Annotated in this window: 20 protein-coding genes; 6 read left to right on the forward strand and 14 right to left on the reverse strand. The window is 45.9% G+C overall.

What is annotated here, in order from left to right:
• Positions 1-555: 555 nt before the first annotated feature.
• A complete protein-coding gene (pfkA, locus tag OCU87_RS00870; RefSeq protein ID WP_094958455.1) occupies positions 556-1,518 on the forward strand; it encodes a 6-phosphofructokinase in 963 nt (320 codons plus the stop codon).
• A gap of 182 nt (positions 1,519-1,700) precedes the next feature.
• Here pfkA and tpiA read toward each other — a convergent pair whose 3' ends face one another.
• The gene (gene tpiA, locus OCU87_RS00875; protein WP_094958456.1) at positions 1,701-2,471 is read right to left on the reverse strand and encodes a triose-phosphate isomerase; all 771 of its coding nucleotides are present in this window, start codon (positions 2,469-2,471) and stop codon (positions 1,701-1,703) included.
• Between the two features lie 381 nt (positions 2,472-2,852).
• On the opposite strand from tpiA, the gene OCU87_RS00880 reads away from it, so the two are divergent.
• Positions 2,853-3,200, forward strand: coding sequence for a 5-carboxymethyl-2-hydroxymuconate Delta-isomerase (locus tag OCU87_RS00880; protein WP_094957566.1), 348 nt, complete (start codon positions 2,853-2,855; stop codon positions 3,198-3,200).
• Between the two features lies 1 nt (position 3,201).
• Here the strand turns inward: OCU87_RS00880 and OCU87_RS00885 are convergent, their stop codons facing one another.
• From OCU87_RS00885 to glpX, 4 genes are all read right to left on the reverse strand, one after another.
• Entirely contained in the window at positions 3,202-3,522 is a 321-nt protein-coding gene (locus OCU87_RS00885) for a DUF3135 domain-containing protein (RefSeq protein WP_062688452.1), read from the reverse strand.
• A gap of 159 nt (positions 3,523-3,681) precedes the next feature.
• Positions 3,682-4,425, reverse strand: coding sequence for a ferredoxin--NADP reductase (locus OCU87_RS00890; RefSeq protein WP_094957565.1), 744 nt, complete (start codon positions 4,423-4,425; stop codon positions 3,682-3,684).
• Positions 4,426-4,440: 15 nt separating this feature from the next.
• Complete coding sequence (locus tag OCU87_RS00895) at positions 4,441-5,058, reverse strand: helix-turn-helix transcriptional regulator (RefSeq protein WP_261857678.1); 618 nt, start codon at positions 5,056-5,058, stop codon at positions 4,441-4,443.
• Between the two features lie 237 nt (positions 5,059-5,295).
• A complete protein-coding gene (glpX, locus tag OCU87_RS00900) occupies positions 5,296-6,303 on the reverse strand; it encodes a class II fructose-bisphosphatase (RefSeq protein ID WP_062688329.1) in 1,008 nt (335 codons plus the stop codon).
• Between the two features lie 188 nt (positions 6,304-6,491).
• On the opposite strand from glpX, the gene OCU87_RS00905 reads away from it, so the two are divergent.
• Positions 6,492-6,665: a hypothetical protein gene (locus OCU87_RS00905; protein ID WP_157072541.1), complete on the forward strand. Its 174-nt coding sequence runs from the start codon at positions 6,492-6,494 to the stop codon at positions 6,663-6,665.
• 175 nt (positions 6,666-6,840) lie between these two features.
• Here OCU87_RS00905 and glpK read toward each other — a convergent pair whose 3' ends face one another.
• Positions 6,841-8,364, reverse strand: a complete 1,524-nt coding sequence (gene glpK, locus OCU87_RS00910) for a glycerol kinase GlpK (protein WP_062688331.1) — start codon at positions 8,362-8,364, stop codon at positions 6,841-6,843.
• A gap of 117 nt (positions 8,365-8,481) precedes the next feature.
• Complete coding sequence (locus tag OCU87_RS00915; RefSeq protein WP_062688333.1) at positions 8,482-9,333, reverse strand: MIP/aquaporin family protein; 852 nt, start codon at positions 9,331-9,333, stop codon at positions 8,482-8,484.
• A gap of 741 nt (positions 9,334-10,074) precedes the next feature.
• Here OCU87_RS00915 and zapB point away from each other — a divergent pair.
• Positions 10,075-10,317, forward strand: a complete 243-nt coding sequence (gene zapB, locus OCU87_RS00920; RefSeq protein WP_062688334.1) for a cell division protein ZapB — start codon at positions 10,075-10,077, stop codon at positions 10,315-10,317.
• A 181-nt stretch (positions 10,318-10,498) separates the two neighbouring features.
• Here the strand turns inward: zapB and rraA are convergent, their stop codons facing one another.
• From rraA to priA, 7 genes are all read right to left on the reverse strand, one after another.
• A complete protein-coding gene (rraA, locus tag OCU87_RS00925; RefSeq protein ID WP_062688336.1) occupies positions 10,499-10,984 on the reverse strand; it encodes a ribonuclease E activity regulator RraA in 486 nt (161 codons plus the stop codon).
• Positions 10,985-11,172: 188 nt separating this feature from the next.
• Positions 11,173-12,081 carry a 1,4-dihydroxy-2-naphthoate polyprenyltransferase gene (locus OCU87_RS00930; protein ID WP_094957563.1) on the reverse strand — a complete coding sequence of 303 codons (909 nt, stop codon included), beginning with the start codon at positions 12,079-12,081 and terminating at the stop codon, positions 11,173-11,175.
• A gap of 195 nt (positions 12,082-12,276) precedes the next feature.
• Positions 12,277-13,608: an HslU--HslV peptidase ATPase subunit gene (hslU, locus tag OCU87_RS00935; protein ID WP_062688338.1), complete on the reverse strand. Its 1,332-nt coding sequence runs from the start codon at positions 13,606-13,608 to the stop codon at positions 12,277-12,279.
• A gap of 10 nt (positions 13,609-13,618) precedes the next feature.
• Positions 13,619-14,146, reverse strand: a complete 528-nt coding sequence (gene hslV / locus OCU87_RS00940) for an ATP-dependent protease subunit HslV (RefSeq protein ID WP_062688340.1) — start codon at positions 14,144-14,146, stop codon at positions 13,619-13,621.
• 164 nt (positions 14,147-14,310) lie between these two features.
• Positions 14,311-14,910, reverse strand: a complete 600-nt coding sequence (locus OCU87_RS00945) for an SPOR domain-containing protein (RefSeq protein WP_261857679.1) — start codon at positions 14,908-14,910, stop codon at positions 14,311-14,313.
• Between the two features lie 172 nt (positions 14,911-15,082).
• Complete coding sequence (gene cytR, locus OCU87_RS00950) at positions 15,083-16,090, reverse strand: DNA-binding transcriptional regulator CytR (RefSeq protein ID WP_094957561.1); 1,008 nt, start codon at positions 16,088-16,090, stop codon at positions 15,083-15,085.
• Between the two features lie 172 nt (positions 16,091-16,262).
• Positions 16,263-18,464: a primosomal protein N' gene (gene priA, locus OCU87_RS00955; RefSeq protein WP_261857680.1), complete on the reverse strand. Its 2,202-nt coding sequence runs from the start codon at positions 18,462-18,464 to the stop codon at positions 16,263-16,265.
• 272 nt (positions 18,465-18,736) lie between these two features.
• Between priA and rpmE the strand changes: the two genes are divergently transcribed.
• Together rpmE and OCU87_RS00965 are read left to right on the forward strand one after the other, a co-directional pair.
• Complete coding sequence (gene rpmE / locus OCU87_RS00960) at positions 18,737-18,949, forward strand: 50S ribosomal protein L31 (protein ID WP_062688346.1); 213 nt, start codon at positions 18,737-18,739, stop codon at positions 18,947-18,949.
• A gap of 400 nt (positions 18,950-19,349) precedes the next feature.
• On the forward strand, positions 19,350-20,597 hold the full coding sequence (locus tag OCU87_RS00965; protein ID WP_062688347.1) for a malic enzyme-like NAD(P)-binding protein: 1,248 nt from the start codon (positions 19,350-19,352) through the stop codon (positions 20,595-20,597).
• Positions 20,598-21,014: the final 417 nt, after the last annotated feature.

Genomic DNA, 21,014 nt, shown 5'->3' on the forward strand with positions numbered 1-21,014 from the left:
TTCGTTATAAAAGCCGTAGTTATCGCTACGGCTTTTTCATTTATTCAACATATCAAAACATTTTTGTTATTAATTTTCGTCGCAAAACAGCTATACTCCCGACTAAGCAAATCATTGATTGCTAAACTACAAGAGTTAACTACCGTGTAGGATAGCCTTACACCATTTTGCAGTTCATAACTTGCAGTGATTATCATGGACGACAATTCACCTTAGCCCACGGTTATCACCCAAAATTTGTACTGATAGGGTAGCAATGACTGCTACAAACAGATTCTACGTGTTCATGGTGTACTAAGTATCGCTGTTGTGCGGCTTAGCTTACGCGATGAACCTGCATATTACGGCTTGTGTACGGTATGTTGAATAATGTGAAGTCACAAGCGATCGTGATGTGAATCAACGAATTTTTTTATCAAGATTGTAATACTCCTACATTAGTAGGAAAGTTACAGTTTTCGCGAGCATAGGGTTTTCCTTATGGTGCCGAGAGGGGGAACCTCGGTAACTCGTGTCTGGATTTGATTTTTCAATTCCCAAAGTCAGAGGGTAACCATGATTAAGAAGATTGGTGTTTTGACCAGTGGTGGTGACGCACCTGGTATGAATGCAGCGGTTCGCGGTGTTGTTCGTGCAGCGCTATCGGAAGGCCTAGAAGTATACGGTATTTACGACGGCTACCAAGGCCTTCACCAGAACCGTATCGAGCAACTAACACGTACTAGCGTGTCAGATGTGATCAACAAAGGCGGTACATTCTTAGGCTCAGCGCGATTCCCTGAGTTCAAAGATGTGAAAGTACGTGAACAAGCGATTGAGAACTTGAAGCTACACGGTATCGATGCATTGGTTGTTATCGGTGGTGATGGTTCGTACATGGGTGCGAAGAAGCTAACTGAAATGGGCTACCCATGTATCGGTATTCCGGGCACGATCGATAACGACGTGGCAGGCACTGATTACACCATCGGCTACTTAACAGCACTTAACACTGTTATTGATGCGATTGACCGTTTACGTGATACATCGTCTTCTCACCAGCGTATTTCTATCGTTGAAGTAATGGGTCGTCACTGTGGTGATTTAACCCTAATGTCTGCAATTGCGGGTGGTTGTGAGTACATCATTACACCTGAAACAGGCCTAGATAAAGAAGCTTTGATTGCTAAAATCAATGAAGGCATCGCAAAAGGTAAAAAGCACGCTATCGTTGCACTGACAGAACTGATGACAGATGCCAACGAACTGGCCAAATACATTGAAGATCAGACTGGCCGTGAAACACGCGCAACCGTTCTTGGTCATATTCAACGTGGTGGTCAGCCTACAGCATTCGACCGTATCCTAGCGTCACGCATGGGTGCTTTCTCGGTTGATTTGCTGCTTCAAGGCGAAGGTGGTCGTTGTGTGGGTATCCAAAATGAAAAAATGGTTCACCACGACATCATCGATGCAATTGAAAACATGAAGCGTCCAGTACGTACTGATCTTTACGCAGTGGCAGACAAATTGTTCTAAATTGCGAAGAGAGATCACGTAGGCTTCTATTTATTGAGCTGCGTGTTGAAATGAAAGCCGGCCTTAGCGTCGGCTTTTTTGTGGCTGCAAGTTAGTGAACATGCTGACATAAAGAGAAATAGCAGGCACAAAAAAGGCCACCGAAGTGACCTTTCATTAAGCTAATCTGTGGTTATACGAGATTATGCTTTTGCTTCAGCTGCTGCTTTAGCGATAGCTGCAAAGCCTTTCGCGTCAAGTGCTGCACCGCCAACTAGCGCACCATCGATGTCTGGTTGTGCGAAGTATGCTGCTGCGTTTTCTGGTTTAACAGAACCGCCGTATTGGATAACAACTTTTTTCGCAACATCTTCAGATTTCTCTGCGATGTGAGCACGAATTTGTGCGTGGATGCGTTGTGCATCTTCAGCTGTTGCTGCTTTACCAGTACCGATAGCCCAGATTGGTTCGTATGCGATGATAGCGCCGTTAAGAGCGTCAACACCTAGCGTATTGATTACTGCGTCGATTTGACGAGCACATACAGCCATAGTTTCGCCAGCTTCGTTTTGTGCATCAGACTCACCAATACAAAGAACAGGTGTTAGGCCATTTTCTTTTAGGAAAGCGAATTTCTTAGCAACGAACTCGTCTGATTCAGCGTGGTATTCACGACGCTCAGAGTGACCGATGATGATGTGGCTTGCACCGAAGTCTTTCAGCATCGCTGGAGACATATCACCAGTGAAAGCACCGCTGTTGTTTAGATCTGTATTCTGTGCACCAAGAATGATCTTGTTACCGCCTGCAGCGATTTCACGCTCTGCAAGGTCGATGTATAGCGCTGGTGGAGCAACGGCTACGTCAACACCTTCAACACCTTCTAATTCAGCGTTAAGGCCTTTAAGAAGGTCAGAGACCATTTCCTTGCTACCGTTTAGCTTCCAGTTACCCATAACTACAGGATGGCGCATAGCATTTCTCCAAATTTAAATAGTGTAAATTAAAACAAATCGGTTTAAGTCGTTGGCCATCTGGTTGAGAGCCACATAGATAGAAAGACTTAATTCGATTTGTCTCAATTACGTAAAAATATAACAGAATTCTGAATAATTTTACTGTTCAAAATCATTGTCGTGCTTGGTTGTACCTTTTTCGTGAAGAAAAGTGAACAGTGAAAGCGTAATTAATCATAAATTCAGCGTAAATTTTATGTTTCACCGTCAAATAAGACAGTGATCTTTGGTTGAATTTTCACCTATGTAACTCGCCATGAATGGTCAAATATCGTACTGTAATGGCTAAGTGTTAGCAGATTGTGCTGGCGCTAGGGCTGAGTTTTTTAAGGAGGAAAAATGCCAAATCTTGTGGTGGAGTATGCCGATCCTGTCGCTGAGCGCGTCAATGTGGCTGGCTTGCTGGATGATTTACACAGGGTAATGTTGGCCAGTGGTTTGTTTGAAGCCGATGCTGTCAAAACGCGCGCTTATCCTTGCCATAATTGGTTGATTGGTGAAGATGGTGTTAAACAAACGTTTATCCATATCGAGCTGAGCTTATTGGCTGGACGAACGATCGAGCAAAAGCGAATTTTAACCCGAGAGGTAATGGGCGAGCTTGAAAAGCATGCTGCTGACATTAATAGCTTAACGATTGATATTCGCGACATGGATCCAGAGACATTCTTAAAAGTCAGTGCGTAATCTAGGATGCCGAGGGTGGTCGACGAAAGGGCTTAATATCAGCCTGTTGGTGCTTGATAGTCTCGGGTGCCGTTAGGGCTTGTGAGAAGCGGATAAATTGCTTGTGAAGTTCTTTTCGTAGCATCACATTGACATGGTTAGGGTTTTTACCTGTCGCGATGACATGATTAATGTGGCTAAGCTGAGCTTGAAGGCGAGGCTGCATCGCTTCACTGGCATTATCGATGATCTGTTGGCTCATGGTGATACGCAGCGTTTCTAAGGCGGCAGGGTCGTGCTCTGCCATTGTTTTGAGTTCATCAAAACTGGGTAATGTTTGCAGGTGTGGAGGTGAGTGGCTTGCACTCTCGGACAAATGATCTGACATTATCGGCTTCCTTCTTCAGCTTACCTTCTTACCCTAGCCAGTCAGTTGAGATCTTGACTGGCTCAGAGTTGAGACAAGCCCAATAAAAGGGAGTTGTTTCTCGTTTTTATGTAATTACCAGTAATGTTCCATCGTTATCTGCCCTGGCGCTCGACGTAAATTTTTCGCCAGTCCTTTTTGCTCTAATGCTGCTTTAGTGTCACGGACCATTTCAGGGTTGCCACATAACATCACTTGGCTTTGTTCTGCATTAAGCGTTAAGCCGACATGACGCTCTAATAAACCATCAGCAATCGCAAGGGGAACACGTCCGGTGAGTGATAGCATCGCGGGTTCACGGCTGACAAACGGTTGTACTATAAGTTGGTCGGGGTATTGTTCTTTGAGGGCATTGATTTCAGCTTGATAGCTTAAGTCTGCAGCATAGCGCACTGCATGCACCAGTACGACTTTACGAAAACGCTTCCAGACTTCTTTCTCACGTAACATGGACAGGTAAGGGCCAATGGCAGTCCCCGTCGCTAATAGCCACAAGTGTTCACCTGGAGGTACTTCGCTTAGCATGAAGTAGCCTGTTGCTCGCGCAGAGACATAAACCTGATCGCCTGTCTCTAGCTGGTGCAAACGGGGGGATAGCAAGCCATCAGCAACCCGTGTTGCGTAAATTTCAATGGTGTTATCACTCGGTGGGTTAACAAATGAATAAGCCCGCTGGATCATCTTTCCGTCGATTTCTAAACCGAGTTTAGTGAACTGCCCTGCTTTAAAGGGCTCGATATTTGCTCGTAACGTCAGGCTAAACAAATCGTTATTCCAATGACGATTGTTTATTACTTCCGCGGGGATCCAGTCAGCCATAGTTGGCTCCTTATTCTAATTGTTCATGATTCGATAAGCGCAACGCCTCTCTCCGGCGATAATGTGGTCGTTCCTTTCGACAAGGTATTCATTTCCCAATAAACGTTGGAAGACATTTAATTCTGATTGGCACAGTGATGGGCAACGTTTGGCTGCGTGGCAAATAGGGCAGTGGTTTTCAACCAGCAGGTAGCCTTGCTCATCGTGAAGCAGCTCAGCCATGTAGCCTTCCTGCTCCCTGAGTGTAGTCAGTAATTCGAGTTTTTCTTTTAAATTTTCACACTTTGCTAGTGCTTGTTGGTATTGCTCGAACGTTTGTTGTTCACGTTGATTAATTACTTTTTCCAAACCGCTAGCGCCAAATAAATCTTCGACTGAATCGAGCATTTGAATGATCAAATCACCATGACGATCGGTGAATTGGTTGTGCCCTTGTGCCGTTAAACGCCAGTGGCGAGTTGGGCGGCCCACCTTCACTTTTACATCGTGAAAATCAACCAACCCTGATTCTTCTAGCCCTTGAAGGTGCTGGCGTACCCCCATGGTTGTTAGGCGTAATTCTTGTGCCAACGCCTTGGCGGTGACATCACCTTCCCGCTTCATTCGTTGAAGAATTTTATCGATTGTTTTCATAGCACCATCTTCCTCTGTCATCACTATTATGTAACCAGCTAGCTAAATAAAGCAACGACTTTACAAACTAAGCATAGAAGATGAAGCAAGCTTATGGGAGTGAAAATATGAGAGTGAGTGCGATTAAAGAATAGGCAGAATGTGAACGAGGGAAATGTGACAGCATAAAAAAGCGCGCCAAAGGAGGCACGCTTTATGACTACGAATAGTGTGTCGCGAAAAGCTAATAAGTGCTACTTAGATGATGTGGCCTTTAATCGCATCGTCTTTACGTGATAAGTAGTGCGTTGATTTAATACGACGGATCGTACGGCACTTACCACGGATCAGTAGGGTTTCAGTCGTTGCCATATCACCTTGGCGGCTAATGCCTTCCAGTAGATCGCCTTTCGTAATACCCGTACCGGCAAAAATCACGTTATCGCTTTTTGCCATGTCTTCCATGCGCAGTAGCTTGTTTGGTTCGATACCCATCTCGCCACAACGGTCAATTTCAATCTGACCAAGACGACGATTTTCTTCGTTGTCTTCTTTCACTTGATGGCGAGGGATCAAACGGCCATGCATGTCACCGCCAAGGGCGCGAATGGCTGCAGCCGAAACCACACCTTCAGGTGCGCCACCGATGCAGTACATTACGTCGACTTCGCTATCAGGCATACAGGTCAGGATCGACGCTGCTACATCACCATCAGGGAAGGCGAAGACACGTACACCCATCGCTTGCATGTCGACAATAATTTGATCATGACGCGGTTTCGCTAACGTCGTCACAACCAGTGAATCGAGTGTTTTACCCAATGCTGCTGCGATGTTTTCTAGGTTTTCAGCCAGTGGCTTGTCTAGGTCAATAGCCCCTTTAGCGCCAGGACCAACAACCAATTTTTCCATGTACATGTCTGGTGCTTTAAGGAATGAGCCTTTTTCACCAGCAGCAAGTACTGCTAACGCGTTGTTTTGGCCCATCGCTGTCATGCGAGTGCCTTCGATTGGGTCAACGGCGATGTCTACTGCATCACCACCCAAACCGACTTTTTCACCAATGTAGAGCATTGGTGCTTCATCGATTTCACCTTCACCAATAACGATCTCACCTTCAATTTCGGTTTGATTCAGAAGGGTACGCATAACTTCAACTGCTGCGCCATCGGCAGCATTTTTGTCACCACGGCCAAGCCATTTGTAGCCAGCCAGTGCGGCACCTTCAGTGACACGGGAAAATGCCATCGCTAAATCGCGTTTCATGGTTACTCCGGAAGTAGAAAACAGTGGGCTTTTTAACTGGCGGGGATCTTATCACAGCTTGAGTGAAACGTTTGCGTTAATTTATTTCTGTGCACTATCAAGTAGTAGGCGTGAAAAAGATCACGATAATAAATATGGCTTTCGGTCAAAATGTTAGCATAAAAATATAACAGAAATAGCGAGATACGATGCATAGGCTGATCAAGCGCTTTCGCCGCGAGGTGAAACAAGAAAACCAACAACTAAACAAGCGACAACAGAGCCAAGCCCACAACCAATTATTGCGCCTTGAATACGGGTTATTAATCTTACTGATAGCCATTATTGTCGTGCCGATCTTGTGGCATAGCTTAATCGCGTAGTCATGGCTGAAAACTGGTGAGGTGGGTGTTGTTGAATATTCTGTTTGATTGATGGCGGTGTGATTGCTTAAAAGACGATGAAAAGAAAACAATTGAATTGAAATGACAAAGAAAAGGTCTGCTAGTGCAGACCTTTTTTGAAGGGTGAACCTCTGAGAGAGTTAATGATCACTCGTTACTCGTCATCGTAGTCTTCATCGATTGCCCAGCCTTTTGCACATTCAACCGCACGTTGCCAGCCACGGTAGCGGCGTTCACGTTTCTTGTCGTTGGCACAAGGTAGGAAGTTACGATCTAGCACTGCTTTGTCTTTTAGCTCATCAATGCTGTCCCAGAAGCCAACGGCAAGGCCAGCTAAGTACGCAGCACCCAGTGCTGTTACTTCCGTTACAACCGGACGGTGTACCTCAGTGTCGAGGATATCTGATTGGAACTGCATTAAGAAGTTATTGGCTACCGCGCCGCCATCAACACGTAGGCTGGCTAGTTTGATACCCGAGTCCGCTTGCATAGCGTCCAATACATCACGTGTTTGGTAAGCCACACTTTCCAGCGTTGCACGAATAATGTGGTTAGAGTTAACACCACGCGTTAGGCCAACAATTGCCCCACGAGCATACGGGTCCCAGTAAGGTGCACCTAAGCCCGTAAATGCAGGTACGACGTATACGCCGTTAGCACTGCCGACTTTTTCTGCAAAGTATTCAGAGTCGCTCGCATCACTCAGCAGTTTCACTTCATCGCGTAGCCACTGTACGGATGCGCCACCCATAAAGACGGCGCCTTCGAGTGCGTAAGCCACGTCACCTTTAGGGCCACAGGCTAGCGTCGTCAATAGACCATTGTGCGAGGTCACTTTTTCTTTGCCTGTGTTCATTAGCAAGAAACAGCCCGTACCGTAGGTGTTTTTCGCTTGACCTTGTTCAACACACATTTGGCCAAATAGTGCGGCTTGTTGGTCACCTGCAATACCAGAGATTGGAATACGCGTACCGCCTTTACCACCAATGTTAGTTTGGCCGTACACTTGAGAAGAGGGTTTCACTTCAGGCATCATAGACAGTGGAATATCTAAAGCTTTCAGCAGTTTTTCATCCCATTGTAGGGTGTTGATGTTAAACACCATAGTACGTGAAGCATTGGTGTAATCAGTAACGTGAACACGTCCTTGAGTCATCTTCCAGATCAGCCAAGTATCAACGGTACCAAAGAGTAGATTACCGGCTTCTGCTTCTTCACGTGCGCCTTCTACATTATCCAGAATCCATTTAATTTTGGTGCCAGAGAAATACGGGTCGACCACCAGGCCAGTGTTTTCACGGATGTACTCTTCTAGTCCTTCACCTTTCAGGCCTTCACAAATATCAGCAGTACGGCGGCATTGCCATACAATCGCATTGTAAACAGGCTTACCGGTGTTTTTATCCCAAACAATGGTGGTTTCACGTTGGTTGGTGATACCAATACCCGCGACTTGGTCTGAGCGGATGCCTGCTTTGGCAAGTACTTCCACTAAGGTTGAACTTTGCGTTGCATAGATCTCAAGAGGATCGTGCTCAACCCAGCCTGCTTTTGGATAAATCTGGGTGAATTCACGTTGAGAAGAGCAGACGATGTTGGCGTTGTGGTCTAACACAACCGCGCGGGAACTAGTCGTACCCTGATCAAGTGCAACAATGTACTTTTGCTCAGTGGTCATAACATTTTCCTCGATGTATTTTTATAGGGTAGTAGAGATGGACGCTATCTTCAGCCCGACCACAGACGCTGGGTCGAGCTGGCATCCTATTTTTATGTTCGTTTCATGCTGATGCGATTAAGCATTGGCTGTTTCTTGTTCGCTATCGCCTTCGCATTTATTTGGTAGGGTGCAGTTGTTGCCTGGCAGGTAAGTACCAATCACTTTCGGGTACAACCAGCCACCAAAACATGCGCCGAAGATAGGCGCCAGTATTGGCACTATCATATATGGAATATCTTTACCGCCAGTCAGTGCCATGTCACCCCATCCCGCCATGAAGGCAAAGAACTTAGGGCCAAAGTCACGAGCTGGGTTCATCGCAAAACCAGTTAGTGGACCTAAAGAACCACCGATAATTGCGATTAAAATACCAATCAGTAGAGGGCCCATAGCGCCACGTGGTGCACCGTTCTTATCATCACCAATCGCTAGAATGGCAAACATCAGTACCGCTGTGATCACGAACTCAACCGCAAATGCACCGCTAAAAGACAGGGCTGCATGAGGGTAAGTTGAGAAAATACCTGCGGTTGCTAGGCTGGCTTCACTGCCTCGGACGATCTGATTTGCGGCTTCGAATTCGGTAAAGAGGTTGCTGTAAAGTGCGTAGATAAGTGCCGCCGAACAGAAAGCACCAAGTACTTGGGCCACAATGTACGGGCCGACTTTGCGTTTATCAAAGCCGTGGAAGAGTGCAAGTGCGATGGTGACTGCTGGGTTGATATGAGCACCGGATACGCCTGCTGTACAGTAGATAGCAAGCGCGACACCGAAGCCCCACATAATACTGACTTCCCACTGGCCGAATTCTGCACCTGTTAATACAAGGGCTGCGACACATCCGACGCCGAAGAAGATCAGCAAACCTGTTCCTATAAACTCAGCGATACACTCTCCGAGGAGGGTGTGTTGTTTTGAGTTGGTCATCTTTCAGTCCTTTTATCGATATGTTGTAGGGGTATCGTTTTTATAGTTATTCACAGCGAGGTGCTGTGTACCGATATTATGAAAATATTTTCGTTCGAATAATGTGCGTTCGAGCATAAAAGGAAAATGATAACGCGTAAACGCGCAAGCGTTTGCGTGTTTTATGATTGAAATCTCATTTTTACTAAATGGTTATTTAAATGCGCGAAAGGCAACATTTTGCTTATGCCACTTTAGGGGTATGTTGTTGAATTGGCATAAAAAATCCGACCTAAAATAGGTCGGATGTGCCAGAGAAGGCAAATCTTGGATAAATCCAAGAGAGATACGATCAAGATAAAAAGTAGCATGGTGAGGCTGCATGAAAATAGATTGAGATCGCAATTCTACGCATTGTTTGGCATGCGATGGCTGAATTATCACACTCCACTGTTTACCTATTCATGCAGGTTTGCGCTGGTTTCGCATAAATGTCGGATTGTAATATCATTCAATGCCACAGGGTGAGAGGATTGCACAAAGGTGCACAGCCGATGGCAAAATGAATAATGCGACGTCGGTATGCAAAAATATCATCAAAATAGGTCTTTTTTTAACCACTTGCGAAAAAGCACTAGAATAGGGGATGCTTGATAGCCTCTGCGTGGTTAGAATAGATTTCAACATCGCATATTAAACACGCTCGTGCCGCGTCTTATCAGGCTTAGTCGAAGGGGCGAGCCTTACAATCAGGTGAAATTTATGTCATTAGAAATGTTGGAAAAGCTAGAATCAAAAGTACAGTTGGCGGTTGATACAATTTCTCTGCTACAAATGGAAATTGAAGAACTAAAAGAACAAAAAGATAGCTTAGCAATGGAAGCGCAAGAATTGCGTTCTGGCCGTGAAGAACTGATGCAAGATAACGACAAACTTCGCAATGACCATAACGCATGGCAAGAACGTGTTCGTAACCTGCTAGGCAAAATGGAAGGCGTAGAGTAATTGAATACCAATCTTATCTAGATTGGTATCACTCTGGCTTTGACATGCAGCCCAGTGAGCTGAGCTGCATCTAGTGATCACGATGGGAGTGTTACTCACCATCGTGAGAGCTTTATTTAGGACTAGGTACGAAAGACCCGCCTGAAAGCGACAGGTAAGGTGTTAACAGGTGTTTACCCTGTTAATCAATATCGAGTGGATCTTGCGATAAGATCACTCCAGTATTATCTGCGTAGATATGATCTTCTGGTAAGAAGGTTACCCCACCAAAGTTAACGGCAACATCCACTTCACCCACACCTTGCTCGTCAGCACCGACAGGAATAGACGCTAACGCGTGGATGCCTAAATCGAGCTCATCAAGTTCATCGACATGGCGAACACTGCCATACACGATAATCCCTTCCCATTCGTTATCAGCGGCTAATTGCGCCAGTTCTGCATCGATCAGTGCTCGACGTAATGAACCCCCGCCATCAATCAGTAATACGCGTCCTGCACCGTCTTGCTCTAAGACCGTATGGATCAGCGCATTGTCTTCGAAACATTTAACTGTGGAGACTTGGCCGCCAAACGAGCTGCGACCGCCATAAGAGCTGAACATAGGCTCTACTACATCTACTTTATCGAGGTAGATATCGCATAGCTCTGAGGTGTTGTATTCCATAAGTTCACTTCTTGTTGTGGCGAAAGGCTGAAGGAGTCAGTTCGGTGGCTAGTACGGATTCAGTACAGGCACAGAAATTGTCCTAACTTGTTGAAAGTATAACCAGCTAAAAGGGCATTGCAATAAGTGACTAACGGACGATACGCACTTTGAGGGGACGGTCTCGTCGTTAGTCCATGTGGGTGCGTTTAAGAGAGCATCACACCAGCTGCAAACAAAATATTGGTCAGTAGAGCGCATTTCACCATGGTTGCCATCATAGGGCGAAGGGCGGCACCGTCGGCAGACTGCATCACTTTTTTACCGTGGCTAAATAGCAATGGAACGCTAAGCACAAATAGCCAACCAAATGGTGAGTGCATTTCAAGTAAGGCAAATAGCGCCAAGCAAATAACACTACCGGCTAGCAAAAATAGATGATATTTACGGCCCCATTCTGGTCCCATCCGAACGGCTAAGGTTAACTTGCCACAGGCACGATCGTTGTCGATATCACGTAGGTTATTAATGTTGAGTACACCAACAGCCAATAAACCACAGGCTGTTGCAGGTAACATGATCACTGAATCGATTTGCCCTGCTTGCAGGTAATAGGTACCAGCAACGCCTAGCCAACCAAAAAACATCAGTACTGATAAATCGCCTAAACCACGGTAACCATAAGGTTTATTACCTACGGTATAGGCAATTGAAGCGGCAATTGCCATCAGGCCTAGCAGCATAAAACCGAACATGTCTTGTAAGTTATTACAGGCTAAGAAGATCAATGTAAGCCCGCTAGCAACGGTTAACACGATATTTAAGCCCATGGCAGTGCGCATGGCTTGTGGCGTCACAAGACCTGACTGAATCGCGCGCTGCGGCCCAAGACGGTCGTCGTTATCTGTGCCTTTGATGGCGTCGCCATAATCATTAGCCAGATTAGATAAAATTTGAAGTAACAGGGCAGTCAGTAATGCTAACCCTGAGATTGATGCAGAAAAACTTCCTTGCCATCCTGCCACCGCGCTACCACAAACAATGGATGCTATAGCCAGCGGAAGTGTTTTCGGCCGAGCTGCATCTAACCAAATCGCGAGTGAAGAAGATGATTTCATAATATCGTACTTAGCAATGTATCAAGTGGCTATTATGGCGCAATTCGTCCGATGGGCAAATTTATCGCAACAATGTTTGTTTCAGAACAAAATTTGTGAAGCCGGTAATAGTTTTTCGGTCATATCTAGGTACAAAAAAAACGGCGCAATAAATGCGCCGTTGATCGGTGTTTTTCTCTGTCGTAGCGTAGATAACTACAAAATGAAGCGGCTTAGATCTTCATCTTCAACGAGTTCACCTAAGCGTTCGTTGACGTAATCAGCATTGATCACCAGTACGTGCCCAGACTTTTCTGATGCATCGTAAGACAGCTCTTCCATCAAGCGTTCCATCACAGTATGTAAGCGACGAGCACCGATATTTTCCGTGCGCTCATTCACTTGCCATGCGGCTTCTGCTAGCTTATCAATGCCATCTTCAGTAAATGAAATCTCGACAGACTCGGTTTCCATCAGCGCACGGTATTGCTCCGTAAGCGAGGCATTTGGCTCGGTTAGGATGCGTTTAAAGTCGTGACTCGTTAGGGGTTCTAACTCGACACGAATGGGTAAGCGGCCTTGAAGTTCAGGGATCAGGTCTGACGGTTTTGCAACTTGGAATGCACCTGATGCAACAAACAGGATGTGATCGGTTTTTACCATGCCGTGCTTGGTTGATACTGTGCTGCCTTCGACGAGTGGTAGTAGATCGCGCTGAACACCCTCACGAGACACATCTGGGCCTGATGACTCACCACGCTTACAGATTTTGTCGATCTCATCTAAGAAGACGATACCGTTGTTTTCAACCGCGAAGATAGCTTGTTCTTTTAGCTCTTCTTGGTTTACTAGCTTAGCGGCTTCTTCTTCAGAGGCGGCTTTCAGCGCGTCTTTGATTTTCATCTTGCGCTTTTTCGAAGTGTTGCCCGCAAGGTTTTGGAACATGCCTTGCAGCTGGTTGGTCATGTCTTCCATGCCCGGAGGTGCCATGATTTCCACACCCATTTGTGGCGCAGCGATATCAATTTCAACTTCTTTGTCGTCTAGTTTACCTTCGCGTAATTTCTTACGGAAAGATTGACGCGTTGATGAGTGGTTATCGCCTTCTTCATTTTGGCCCCACGCATCGCGTGCTGGTGGTAACAAAATGTCGAGAATACGGTCTTCAGCTTGTTCTTCTGCGCGGAATTTTACTTTTTCCATCGCTTGTTGGTGAACCATTTTCACTGCGACATCGGTTAAGTCGCGGATAATGGTTTCTACTTCTTTGCCCACATAGCCCACTTCCGTGAACTTAGTGGCTTCGACTTTAATGAAAGGTGCATTAGCCAGTTTTGCTAAACGGCGGGCGATTTCAGTTTTACCGACACCCGTTGGACCGATCATTAGAATATTTTTAGGGGTGACTTCAACACGCAGCTCTTCTGGAAGCTGCATGCGACGCCAGCGGTTACGCAATGCAATGGCAACTGCGCGTTTTGCTTTATCTTGGCCGATAATGTGGCGATCAAGTTCGTGAACAATCTCGCGTGGAGTCATCTCAGACATGGCAACTTCCTTACTTGGTCTCTAGTTCTTCAACGGTGTGGTTATGGTTGGTGAATACGCAGATGTCGCCAGCAATATTGAGTGATTTCTCTGCGATCTCACGTGCACCAAGGTCGGTATTTTCAAGCAATGCAATCGCAGCTGCTTGTGCAAAGTTACCACCAGAACCAATCGCAATCAGATCGTTTTCAGGCTGAACCACGTCACCGTTACCAGTGATAATTAACGAGCCCGTTTCATCGGCAACGGCCAATAAGGCTTCAAGTTTGCGTAGCGCACGGTCGGTACGCCAGTCTTTCGCAAGTTCCACTGCTGATTTTAGCAAGTGGCCTTGGTGCATCTCGAGTTTACGCTCAAAACGCTCAAATAGAGTGAATGCATCAGCAGTACCGCCAGCAAAACCTGCCAGTACTTTATTGTTATATAAACGGCGGACTTTGCGCGCGTTACCCTTCATCACAGTATTGCCCAGGGAGACCTGACCATCACCTGCGATAACGACTTTTCCGTTTCGACGTACAGATACAATAGTTGTCACGGGGAAACCTCTTTGGTTTGCGCCGGCGTTCAGTGCCGGTATCGATATCATTCTAATCTTGGGATGGTGACGGGAAATTTCAAGGTGGGAGCTACGTTGGTGATCAAAAAAGGATGCCGTAGCATCCTTTTTTATTGTAAATCATAGGGGCGATATATTGCTTATCACCATTCCCAATACCAAATGGCGCAAGGTTCGATACCGCCACGGCGTAATTGGTTGCGATCGCTTTCCGCTTTCCGTTTTTGCGGATAAGGGCCAAGTATTACGCGGTGCCATTTCCCTTTTTCGCCTTGTGCTACTTTAATTTGGCTAGTAAGGCCTTGGAATGCAATCATGGCTTTACGCTCTTCTGCTTGTTCTAAGCTGCGGTAAGCGCCGCATTGCATTAAATAAGGGCGTGTTGGTTTCTGCTCTTTTTTGCTTTCTACTTTCACTTCTTTATTTTCAAGCTCTTCGATATAGCGCCATTTCTCTTCAGGTTTTGGCGGTAAATCGGCTTTTGGCTTGATCGTCTGTTTTGGGGCTACCACCGCTGGTTTGGCGACTTGTGGTTTTACCGTCTTAGGTTTGGTGATTGGCGCTTGAGCTGGCGCAGGGTCACTGGTCGCTAAAAAATATAAGCCATAGCCTAAAGCGCCCACCAAAAGTACGGCAATGACTGCCCATTTGATAGGAAACGAACGAGTCGCAGTAGTTTTACGACGGTTATTAGCTGGCTTTTTCGGCGCGCGCCCGCGCTTTACATAATCTTTAGTGGCCACAATGCTGACAATACAAGGAATTCGGTATCGCTATGGTACAAACTTGGATGGATACTGACTAGTGTCAGAGTCAATTTAGGCTTGAAAGTGGGGGATAATTGACGTGAGAAGTGTGAGCTTATGCGCAAAACGATAAGCTCACGATCTAGTTGGCAGTAGTTATTGCGCTGGCTTATGCCAGTGGTGGTGGTGCTGCGCTTTCTCGGATAACCAATTTTGCATCAAGTAAACGTGAACCTGCTTGCACATCTTTGCCTTTTAGTAACTCCAATAGCATCAACATTGCTTGGCGACCAATCTCATAACGTGGTTGTGAAACCGTGGTTAATGGTGGATCGCAGTATTCTGCAAATTGGATATCATCAAAGCCGACGATTGAGATGTCTTGAGGAACGCGTAATCCTAATCGTTTAGCTTGTTGCATCGCACCAATGGCCATCACGTCACTGTGACTAAAGATAGCGGTTGGCGGCTCTGGTAGCGACAACAGTGCTGTCACTGCGCGCGCACCAGCGGCAAACGAGAAGTCACCTTTTACGGTATAGGCTGGATTGAGCTCTACACCAGCACGGCGTAGTGCTTGCTGGTAGCCTTGCGAACGAAAATGGCACAAGGGTGCTGTGTCTGGCCCGGAAATTTGCGCGATACGGTGATGGCCCATCTGAGTGAGGTAGTTAACCGCTTCAAATGCTGCTGTCAGGTTATCGATCTGGACTGTCGGTAGTTCGAGTTCAGGTGAATATTCGCAGGCCATTACCAAGGGTGGTAGGTTTTTCTGTTCAGGCTTGCTGACATCAAACGGCAGATCGGTGCCCAGTAATAGCATACCGTCTGCTTGCTTGGTAAAGACAAGGTTCACGAATGAATTCTCGCGGTTTTTTTGTTGACCGCTATCACCTAATAAAACCAAATAACCATGTTCCATTGCAGCTTCTTCGATACCTCGAATAAGCTCACTGAAATAAGGGTCACAAATGTCTGGAACAATAGTGACGATGGTTTTGGATTCGTTTCGACGAAGATTTCTTGCTAGTGAATTCGGTGAATAACCAGACTCCATGACAGCTTGCTCGACTTTTTTTCGAGTTGATGCCGACACTTTTTCCGGGTTCATTAACGCACGAGATACCGTGGCTGTTGATACGCCGGCGAGCTGGGCAACATCCTTCATTGTCGCCATAGTTGCACTTCCTCTCTATGATTTCTCTCATAAAATTGCCGGAGGACCATAGCCAAAAAGGGCAGATACCTTAACCGACAAGCTCGTTATTGTAGGCATTTCTACATAAATTAAACATGCCTTTGATGGCATAAATTACATTCGGTATGTGATCTATCTCGCATTGCCTATTTTAAGTCAAATCTTGAGGCTCAACATCTATCGACCACCTAACTTTTTTGGCAAGAGGCAGTAATTGCACCATTGGCTTGGCTATATTCAGTAGCTGTTGCAAGGTTTTTCGATCGGGTGTTTGCAACAATAACTGCCAGCGGTAGCGCCCAGCTCGACGGGCTAATGGCGCAGGATTTGGTCCCATAATGCACACATCTTGGTTGAACCTCGGGCTGGTTTCAAAGGTATTTCGCACTTGCTGCAAGAACTGTAGTACTTGGTCGTTGTCGTTCGATTCCGCCCGCATTAAGGCTAAATATGTATAAGGTGGTAGCCATGCCTGTTTACGTTCGTTAAGCGCGGTGGAGGCAAAGCTGTCGTAGCCTTTGTGTAATAAATCTTGCAACAATGCATGCTCAGGGTGGTGCGTTTGTAACATGACCTCACCCGGTTTACTGGCGCGTCCTGCTCGGCCTGCAACTTGGATAAACAGTTGAGCTAATCTTTCTGACGCCCGAAAGTCATTACTGAATAATGCACTGTCGACATCAATTAAGGCAACCAGCGTCACGTTAGGGAAATGATGTCCTTTCGCGAGCATTTGGGTGCCAATTAAAATTTGGTATTCGTTATTTTTGATCGCTTCTAGGTAGTTTTCTAACGACCCTTTACGACGGGTACTATCACGGTCAATCCGTACTGCTTTATATTCTGGGAATAAAGTCGCCAGTTGCTGCTCTAGCTGTTCAGTACCGACACCGACAGGGATCAGCTGCGTTGAACCACAGCCACCGCACTGCGGCATGATAGGACGTTGACCACCACAGTGGTGGCAGCGTAATTCCCCTGTTTGCTGGTGGAAGGTGTAGTGAATATCGCAACGTTGGCAATCGGCTAGCCAACCACATTCATGGCACATGATGGCAGGGGAAAAACCGCGACGGTTCAAAAATAAAATCACCTGATTGCCTGCTTGCAAGTGTTTACGCATTTGGGCGATCAGTGGTGCAGAGAGGCCTGATTCTAAGTACAGCCCTTTGATATCCAATACACCATGACGGGCTTTTTGTGCCACACCTGCACGTTGAGTCAAGGTGAGATGGTGGTACTTACCTGTTTTGGCATTATGTAGGCTTTCTAATGCAGGTGTTGCTGAGCCTAAAATAACAGGGATATTTTCTTTGTTGGCGCGTAATACCGCAATGTCACGGGCGTGATAGCGCAAGCTGTCTTGTTGCTTGTATGAGAGGTCGTGCTCTTCATCAACAATAATAATCCCCAGGTTGGCAAATGGGGTGAATAGCGCCGAGCGAGTACCTATGATGATACCTGCTTGATTATCGCGTCCGGCAAGCCATGCCGATAGGCGTTCGGTGTCATTTAAGCCTGAGTGAATAGTTTCTAACGGGACATTGAAACGGCGTTTAAAGCGATTAATGGTTTGTGGCGTTAGGCCAATCTCTGGCACCAAAATCAACGCTTGTTTCCCCGCCGCTAATACGGGTTCCAATAAGTTAAGATAGACTTCTGTTTTTCCAGAGCCGGTCACGCCTTCTAGCAAATAACAGCCGTAATCAGGGTTACAGTTGACGGTGGCAATCGCCAAGGCTTGCTCTTCATTTAAGCGCGGCTTTTCTTCGGTGACTTCAAAATGTTTTAGCCAATTATTCAGCTTTGGTTGTTCTGTTTTTTCTTCGATCCAGCCTTTTTCAACTAAAGCTTTGAGCGTCGCAGAGCTAACCTCTTGCGCCAACAGGGCTTCATGGCTGGTTACGCCTTGCTGCAAGACCGTAAGCACTTGTACTTGGCGCGGAGCACGCTTAAGGCTCGTGAGTGGCTGGTTTTTTCCGGACTCTGTTAATGCCCAGCTTTTTAACGCGGTAGGTGAGGCTTCTCGCCCTTTACGCAATAGGGCTGGCATCGCATTAGCTAAAGTATCCCCCAGTGGATATTGGTAATACTGGCTCGCCCATTTTAATAGACCAAACAGTGCTGGCGACCATAATGTTTCACGGTCGATAACCGTTCCGAGTGGTTTGATTTGTTCTCGCGGAAAATCGGAGTGGTCAGTCAGGGCCACGACAATGCCAATTAGATGCTGACGACCAAATGGCACGCGAACGCGACCACCAATAACAGGGTAGGTATTGGGCTTTATAAGGTAATCAAACGTTTTGTCCAGAGGTACTGGGAGTGCCACTTTGGCTATATCGAGCGTCATCGTAAACTGCAAATCCGCATTAGTTTAAGCGTAAATTAGAGAGGCAGTGTACCTTGCCTAACAAGGTATCCCAAATGCTTGATGAGATGGTCATTAAAAAGGCGTATTCTACTTTTACTCGGGAATCAGCCATCATTAGTTGATCTGTGTAGTGTGATTGATTACTATACGCGACCTGAATTATCGCCTTGCGCGATAACTATTTTTTTAACGCGTGTGGTGCCCGGCTTTGGATCGGGAGAGCGACACGGCCTTTATTTGAGGTTACCCCCATGAAAGTAGGTATTCACCCAGAATACAAAGCTGTAAGTGCTCGTTGCTCTTGCGGTAACACGTTTGATTTTAACTCTACAATGAACAAAGACATCAACCTTGATGTTTGTGACAAATGTCACCCGTTCTACACTGGTAAGCAACGTCAAGTTAGCACTGGTGGCCGTATTGATAAATTCAACAAGCGTTTCGGTGCGCTTACAAGTAAGTAATTTTTACTTGATAAATACCGCCAAAAGGGACGCTACTGCGTCCCTTTTTGTTTTCTGCTATCTCTATTCCTACCTGAACTATCACGTCGCACTGGTAATATTCTGATTACATATGTGCAAACTCACCAGATTAAAACCACACTAAAAGTAATGCTATCTATTGGTTTTTAGAACAAAAAACCGATATGAAAAAATTGTGACACGCTTTCTACCCCTTTTTTCAATATTGTTAGCGAAAATCGCAATTCGATTGGCTCGACCAGCTTAGCTGAGCTAGGATTTTGACTCGCTATAGAATATGATCTGGCTCGCACGAATTCTAAGCTGGCTTCTTTTTATTACGCCAGATAATTGTTCAGCATCGTATTTTTACCCCCATTATCATCAGGACCAGAACATCATGTCTGAAGATTTTCGCCAACAAGCGCTTCATTACCACGCATACCCAGTTCCAGGCAAAACTGCTATTTCTCTGACTAAGCCTGCCGATACGGTAGAAGACTTAGCACTAGCGTACAGCCCGGGTGTCGCTGAGCCAGTGCGTGAAATCGCGCAGAATGCTGAAAATGTCTACAAGTACACGGGTAAGGGCAACATGGTTGCTGTTATTACTAATGGTACTGCGATTCTTGGCCTTGGAAACCTAGGTCCATTGGCATCAAAGCCCGTAATGGAAGGTAAATCGCTGCTATTCAAACGTTTTGCTGGATTAGACTCGATCGATATCGAAGTGAAGCACCGTACTATCGATGAGTTTGTTGATACGGTTGCTAATATCGCTGACACCTTTGGTGGTATTAACCTTGAAGACATTAAAGCGCCAGATTGCTTTGAAATCGAAAAACGCCTGATTGAACGCTGTAATGTGCCAGTTTTCCACGATGATCAACACGGTACGGCGATTGTTACTGCTGCGGGTATGCTGAATGCATTAGACCTGCAAGGTAAAGTGATTGAAGAGTCAGTGATTGTCTGCCTAGGTGCAGGCGCAGCCGCGGTTGCTTGTATGGAAATGCTCATCAAGTGCGGTGCACAGCGTGAGAAGATTTACATGCTGGATCGTAAAGGTGTTATTCACACACGTCGTGATGATATTAACGAATACAAACAACTATTTGCTAACAATACAGATAAACGTACGCTTGAAGATGTGATTGAAGGGGCGGATATCTTTGTGGGTGTTTCTGGTCCTGATTTACTGGCACCTGAAGCATTAAAATTAATGGCAGATAAACCCGTGGTATTTGCTTGTTCAAACCCAGATCCTGAAATCAAACCTGCGCTTGCGCACGCCGTACGTGATGATTTAATCATGGGTACGGGTCGTTCTGATTATCCAAATCAAGTGAACAACGTACTGTGTTTCCCATTCATCTTCCGTGGCGCACTGGATGTACGTGCTAGCCAAATTAACGATGAGATGAAACTGGCCGCAGTGAAGGCTATTCGCGAATTAGCGAAAGAGCCAGTACCGGCGGAAGTGTTAAAAGCGGCAGGTGTTGAGAGCTTGAGCTTTGGCCCTGAATACATTATTCCAAAACCAATGGACCCACGCTTATTACCTCGCGTAGCGAAAGCGGTTGCGGTTGCTGCGGTTGAATCAGGTGTCGCGCAAATCGAGATGCCTAAAGGTTACATGGAAAGTTAATGTAACCTATCTAGTTGAGTTGTAGATTACTCTAAAGCCAGCGGCATTCAGTGTTGCTGGCTTTTTGCTATGTGCGCCTTGCTGTAACGATTTCTCGCAGTTGACTCACTCTGCTGGTTGTAAGCCTTGCACCATGAGTAGATCAAAGCTTGCAGCCCCAGAGAAGAAGGCCATACCTGCTAATATAATCATTAACATGTATTTTCCACCGATCAAACACATGCCTATTGTGTTAATGACAGAATCTAACATATACCACCTCACCTATTATTGGTTAATAAACAAACGACCGAGGAATATCCGTATTACATCGTATATATCTTACACAACCATTGTATTAATTGTTCAATAAGGCTAATTGATTACGATCATTTTTATATTCGGCTTCTTTATATATGGCCGAATTAATATCAATAA

This window comes from Photobacterium sanguinicancri (assembly GCF_024346675.1).
Lineage (GTDB): Bacteria > Pseudomonadota > Gammaproteobacteria > Enterobacterales > Vibrionaceae > Photobacterium > Photobacterium sanguinicancri.

What these genes read in the sequence shown, in the direction of transcription:
- pfkA (WP_094958455.1), top strand. Translation starts at nt 556, where the DNA reads ATGATTAAGAAGATTGGTGTTTTGACCAGTGGTGGTGACGCACCTGGT.
- tpiA (WP_094958456.1), bottom strand. Translation starts at nt 2,471, where the DNA reads ATGCGCCATCCTGTAGTTATGGGTAACTGGAAGCTAAACGGTAGCAAG.
- OCU87_RS00880 (WP_094957566.1), top strand. Translation starts at nt 2,853, where the DNA reads ATGCCAAATCTTGTGGTGGAGTATGCCGATCCTGTCGCTGAGCGCGTC.
- OCU87_RS00890 (WP_094957565.1), bottom strand. Translation starts at nt 4,425, where the DNA reads ATGGCTGACTGGATCCCCGCGGAAGTAATAAACAATCGTCATTGGAAT.
- OCU87_RS00895 (WP_261857678.1), bottom strand. Translation starts at nt 5,058, where the DNA reads ATGAAAACAATCGATAAAATTCTTCAACGAATGAAGCGGGAAGGTGAT.
- glpX (WP_062688329.1), bottom strand. Translation starts at nt 6,303, where the DNA reads ATGAAACGCGATTTAGCGATGGCATTTTCCCGTGTCACTGAAGGTGCC.
- OCU87_RS00905 (WP_157072541.1), top strand. Translation starts at nt 6,492, where the DNA reads ATGCATAGGCTGATCAAGCGCTTTCGCCGCGAGGTGAAACAAGAAAAC.
- glpK (WP_062688331.1), bottom strand. Translation starts at nt 8,364, where the DNA reads ATGACCACTGAGCAAAAGTACATTGTTGCACTTGATCAGGGTACGACT.
- OCU87_RS00915 (WP_062688333.1), bottom strand. Translation starts at nt 9,333, where the DNA reads ATGACCAACTCAAAACAACACACCCTCCTCGGAGAGTGTATCGCTGAG.
- zapB (WP_062688334.1), top strand. Translation starts at nt 10,075, where the DNA reads ATGTCATTAGAAATGTTGGAAAAGCTAGAATCAAAAGTACAGTTGGCG.
- rraA (WP_062688336.1), bottom strand. Translation starts at nt 10,984, where the DNA reads ATGGAATACAACACCTCAGAGCTATGCGATATCTACCTCGATAAAGTA.
- OCU87_RS00930 (WP_094957563.1), bottom strand. Translation starts at nt 12,081, where the DNA reads ATGAAATCATCTTCTTCACTCGCGATTTGGTTAGATGCAGCTCGGCCG.
- hslU (WP_062688338.1), bottom strand. Translation starts at nt 13,608, where the DNA reads ATGTCTGAGATGACTCCACGCGAGATTGTTCACGAACTTGATCGCCAC.
- cytR (WP_094957561.1), bottom strand. Translation starts at nt 16,090, where the DNA reads ATGGCGACAATGAAGGATGTTGCCCAGCTCGCCGGCGTATCAACAGCC.
- priA (WP_261857680.1), bottom strand. Translation starts at nt 18,464, where the DNA reads ATGACGCTCGATATAGCCAAAGTGGCACTCCCAGTACCTCTGGACAAA.
- rpmE (WP_062688346.1), top strand. Translation starts at nt 18,737, where the DNA reads ATGAAAGTAGGTATTCACCCAGAATACAAAGCTGTAAGTGCTCGTTGC.
- OCU87_RS00965 (WP_062688347.1), top strand. Translation starts at nt 19,350, where the DNA reads ATGTCTGAAGATTTTCGCCAACAAGCGCTTCATTACCACGCATACCCA.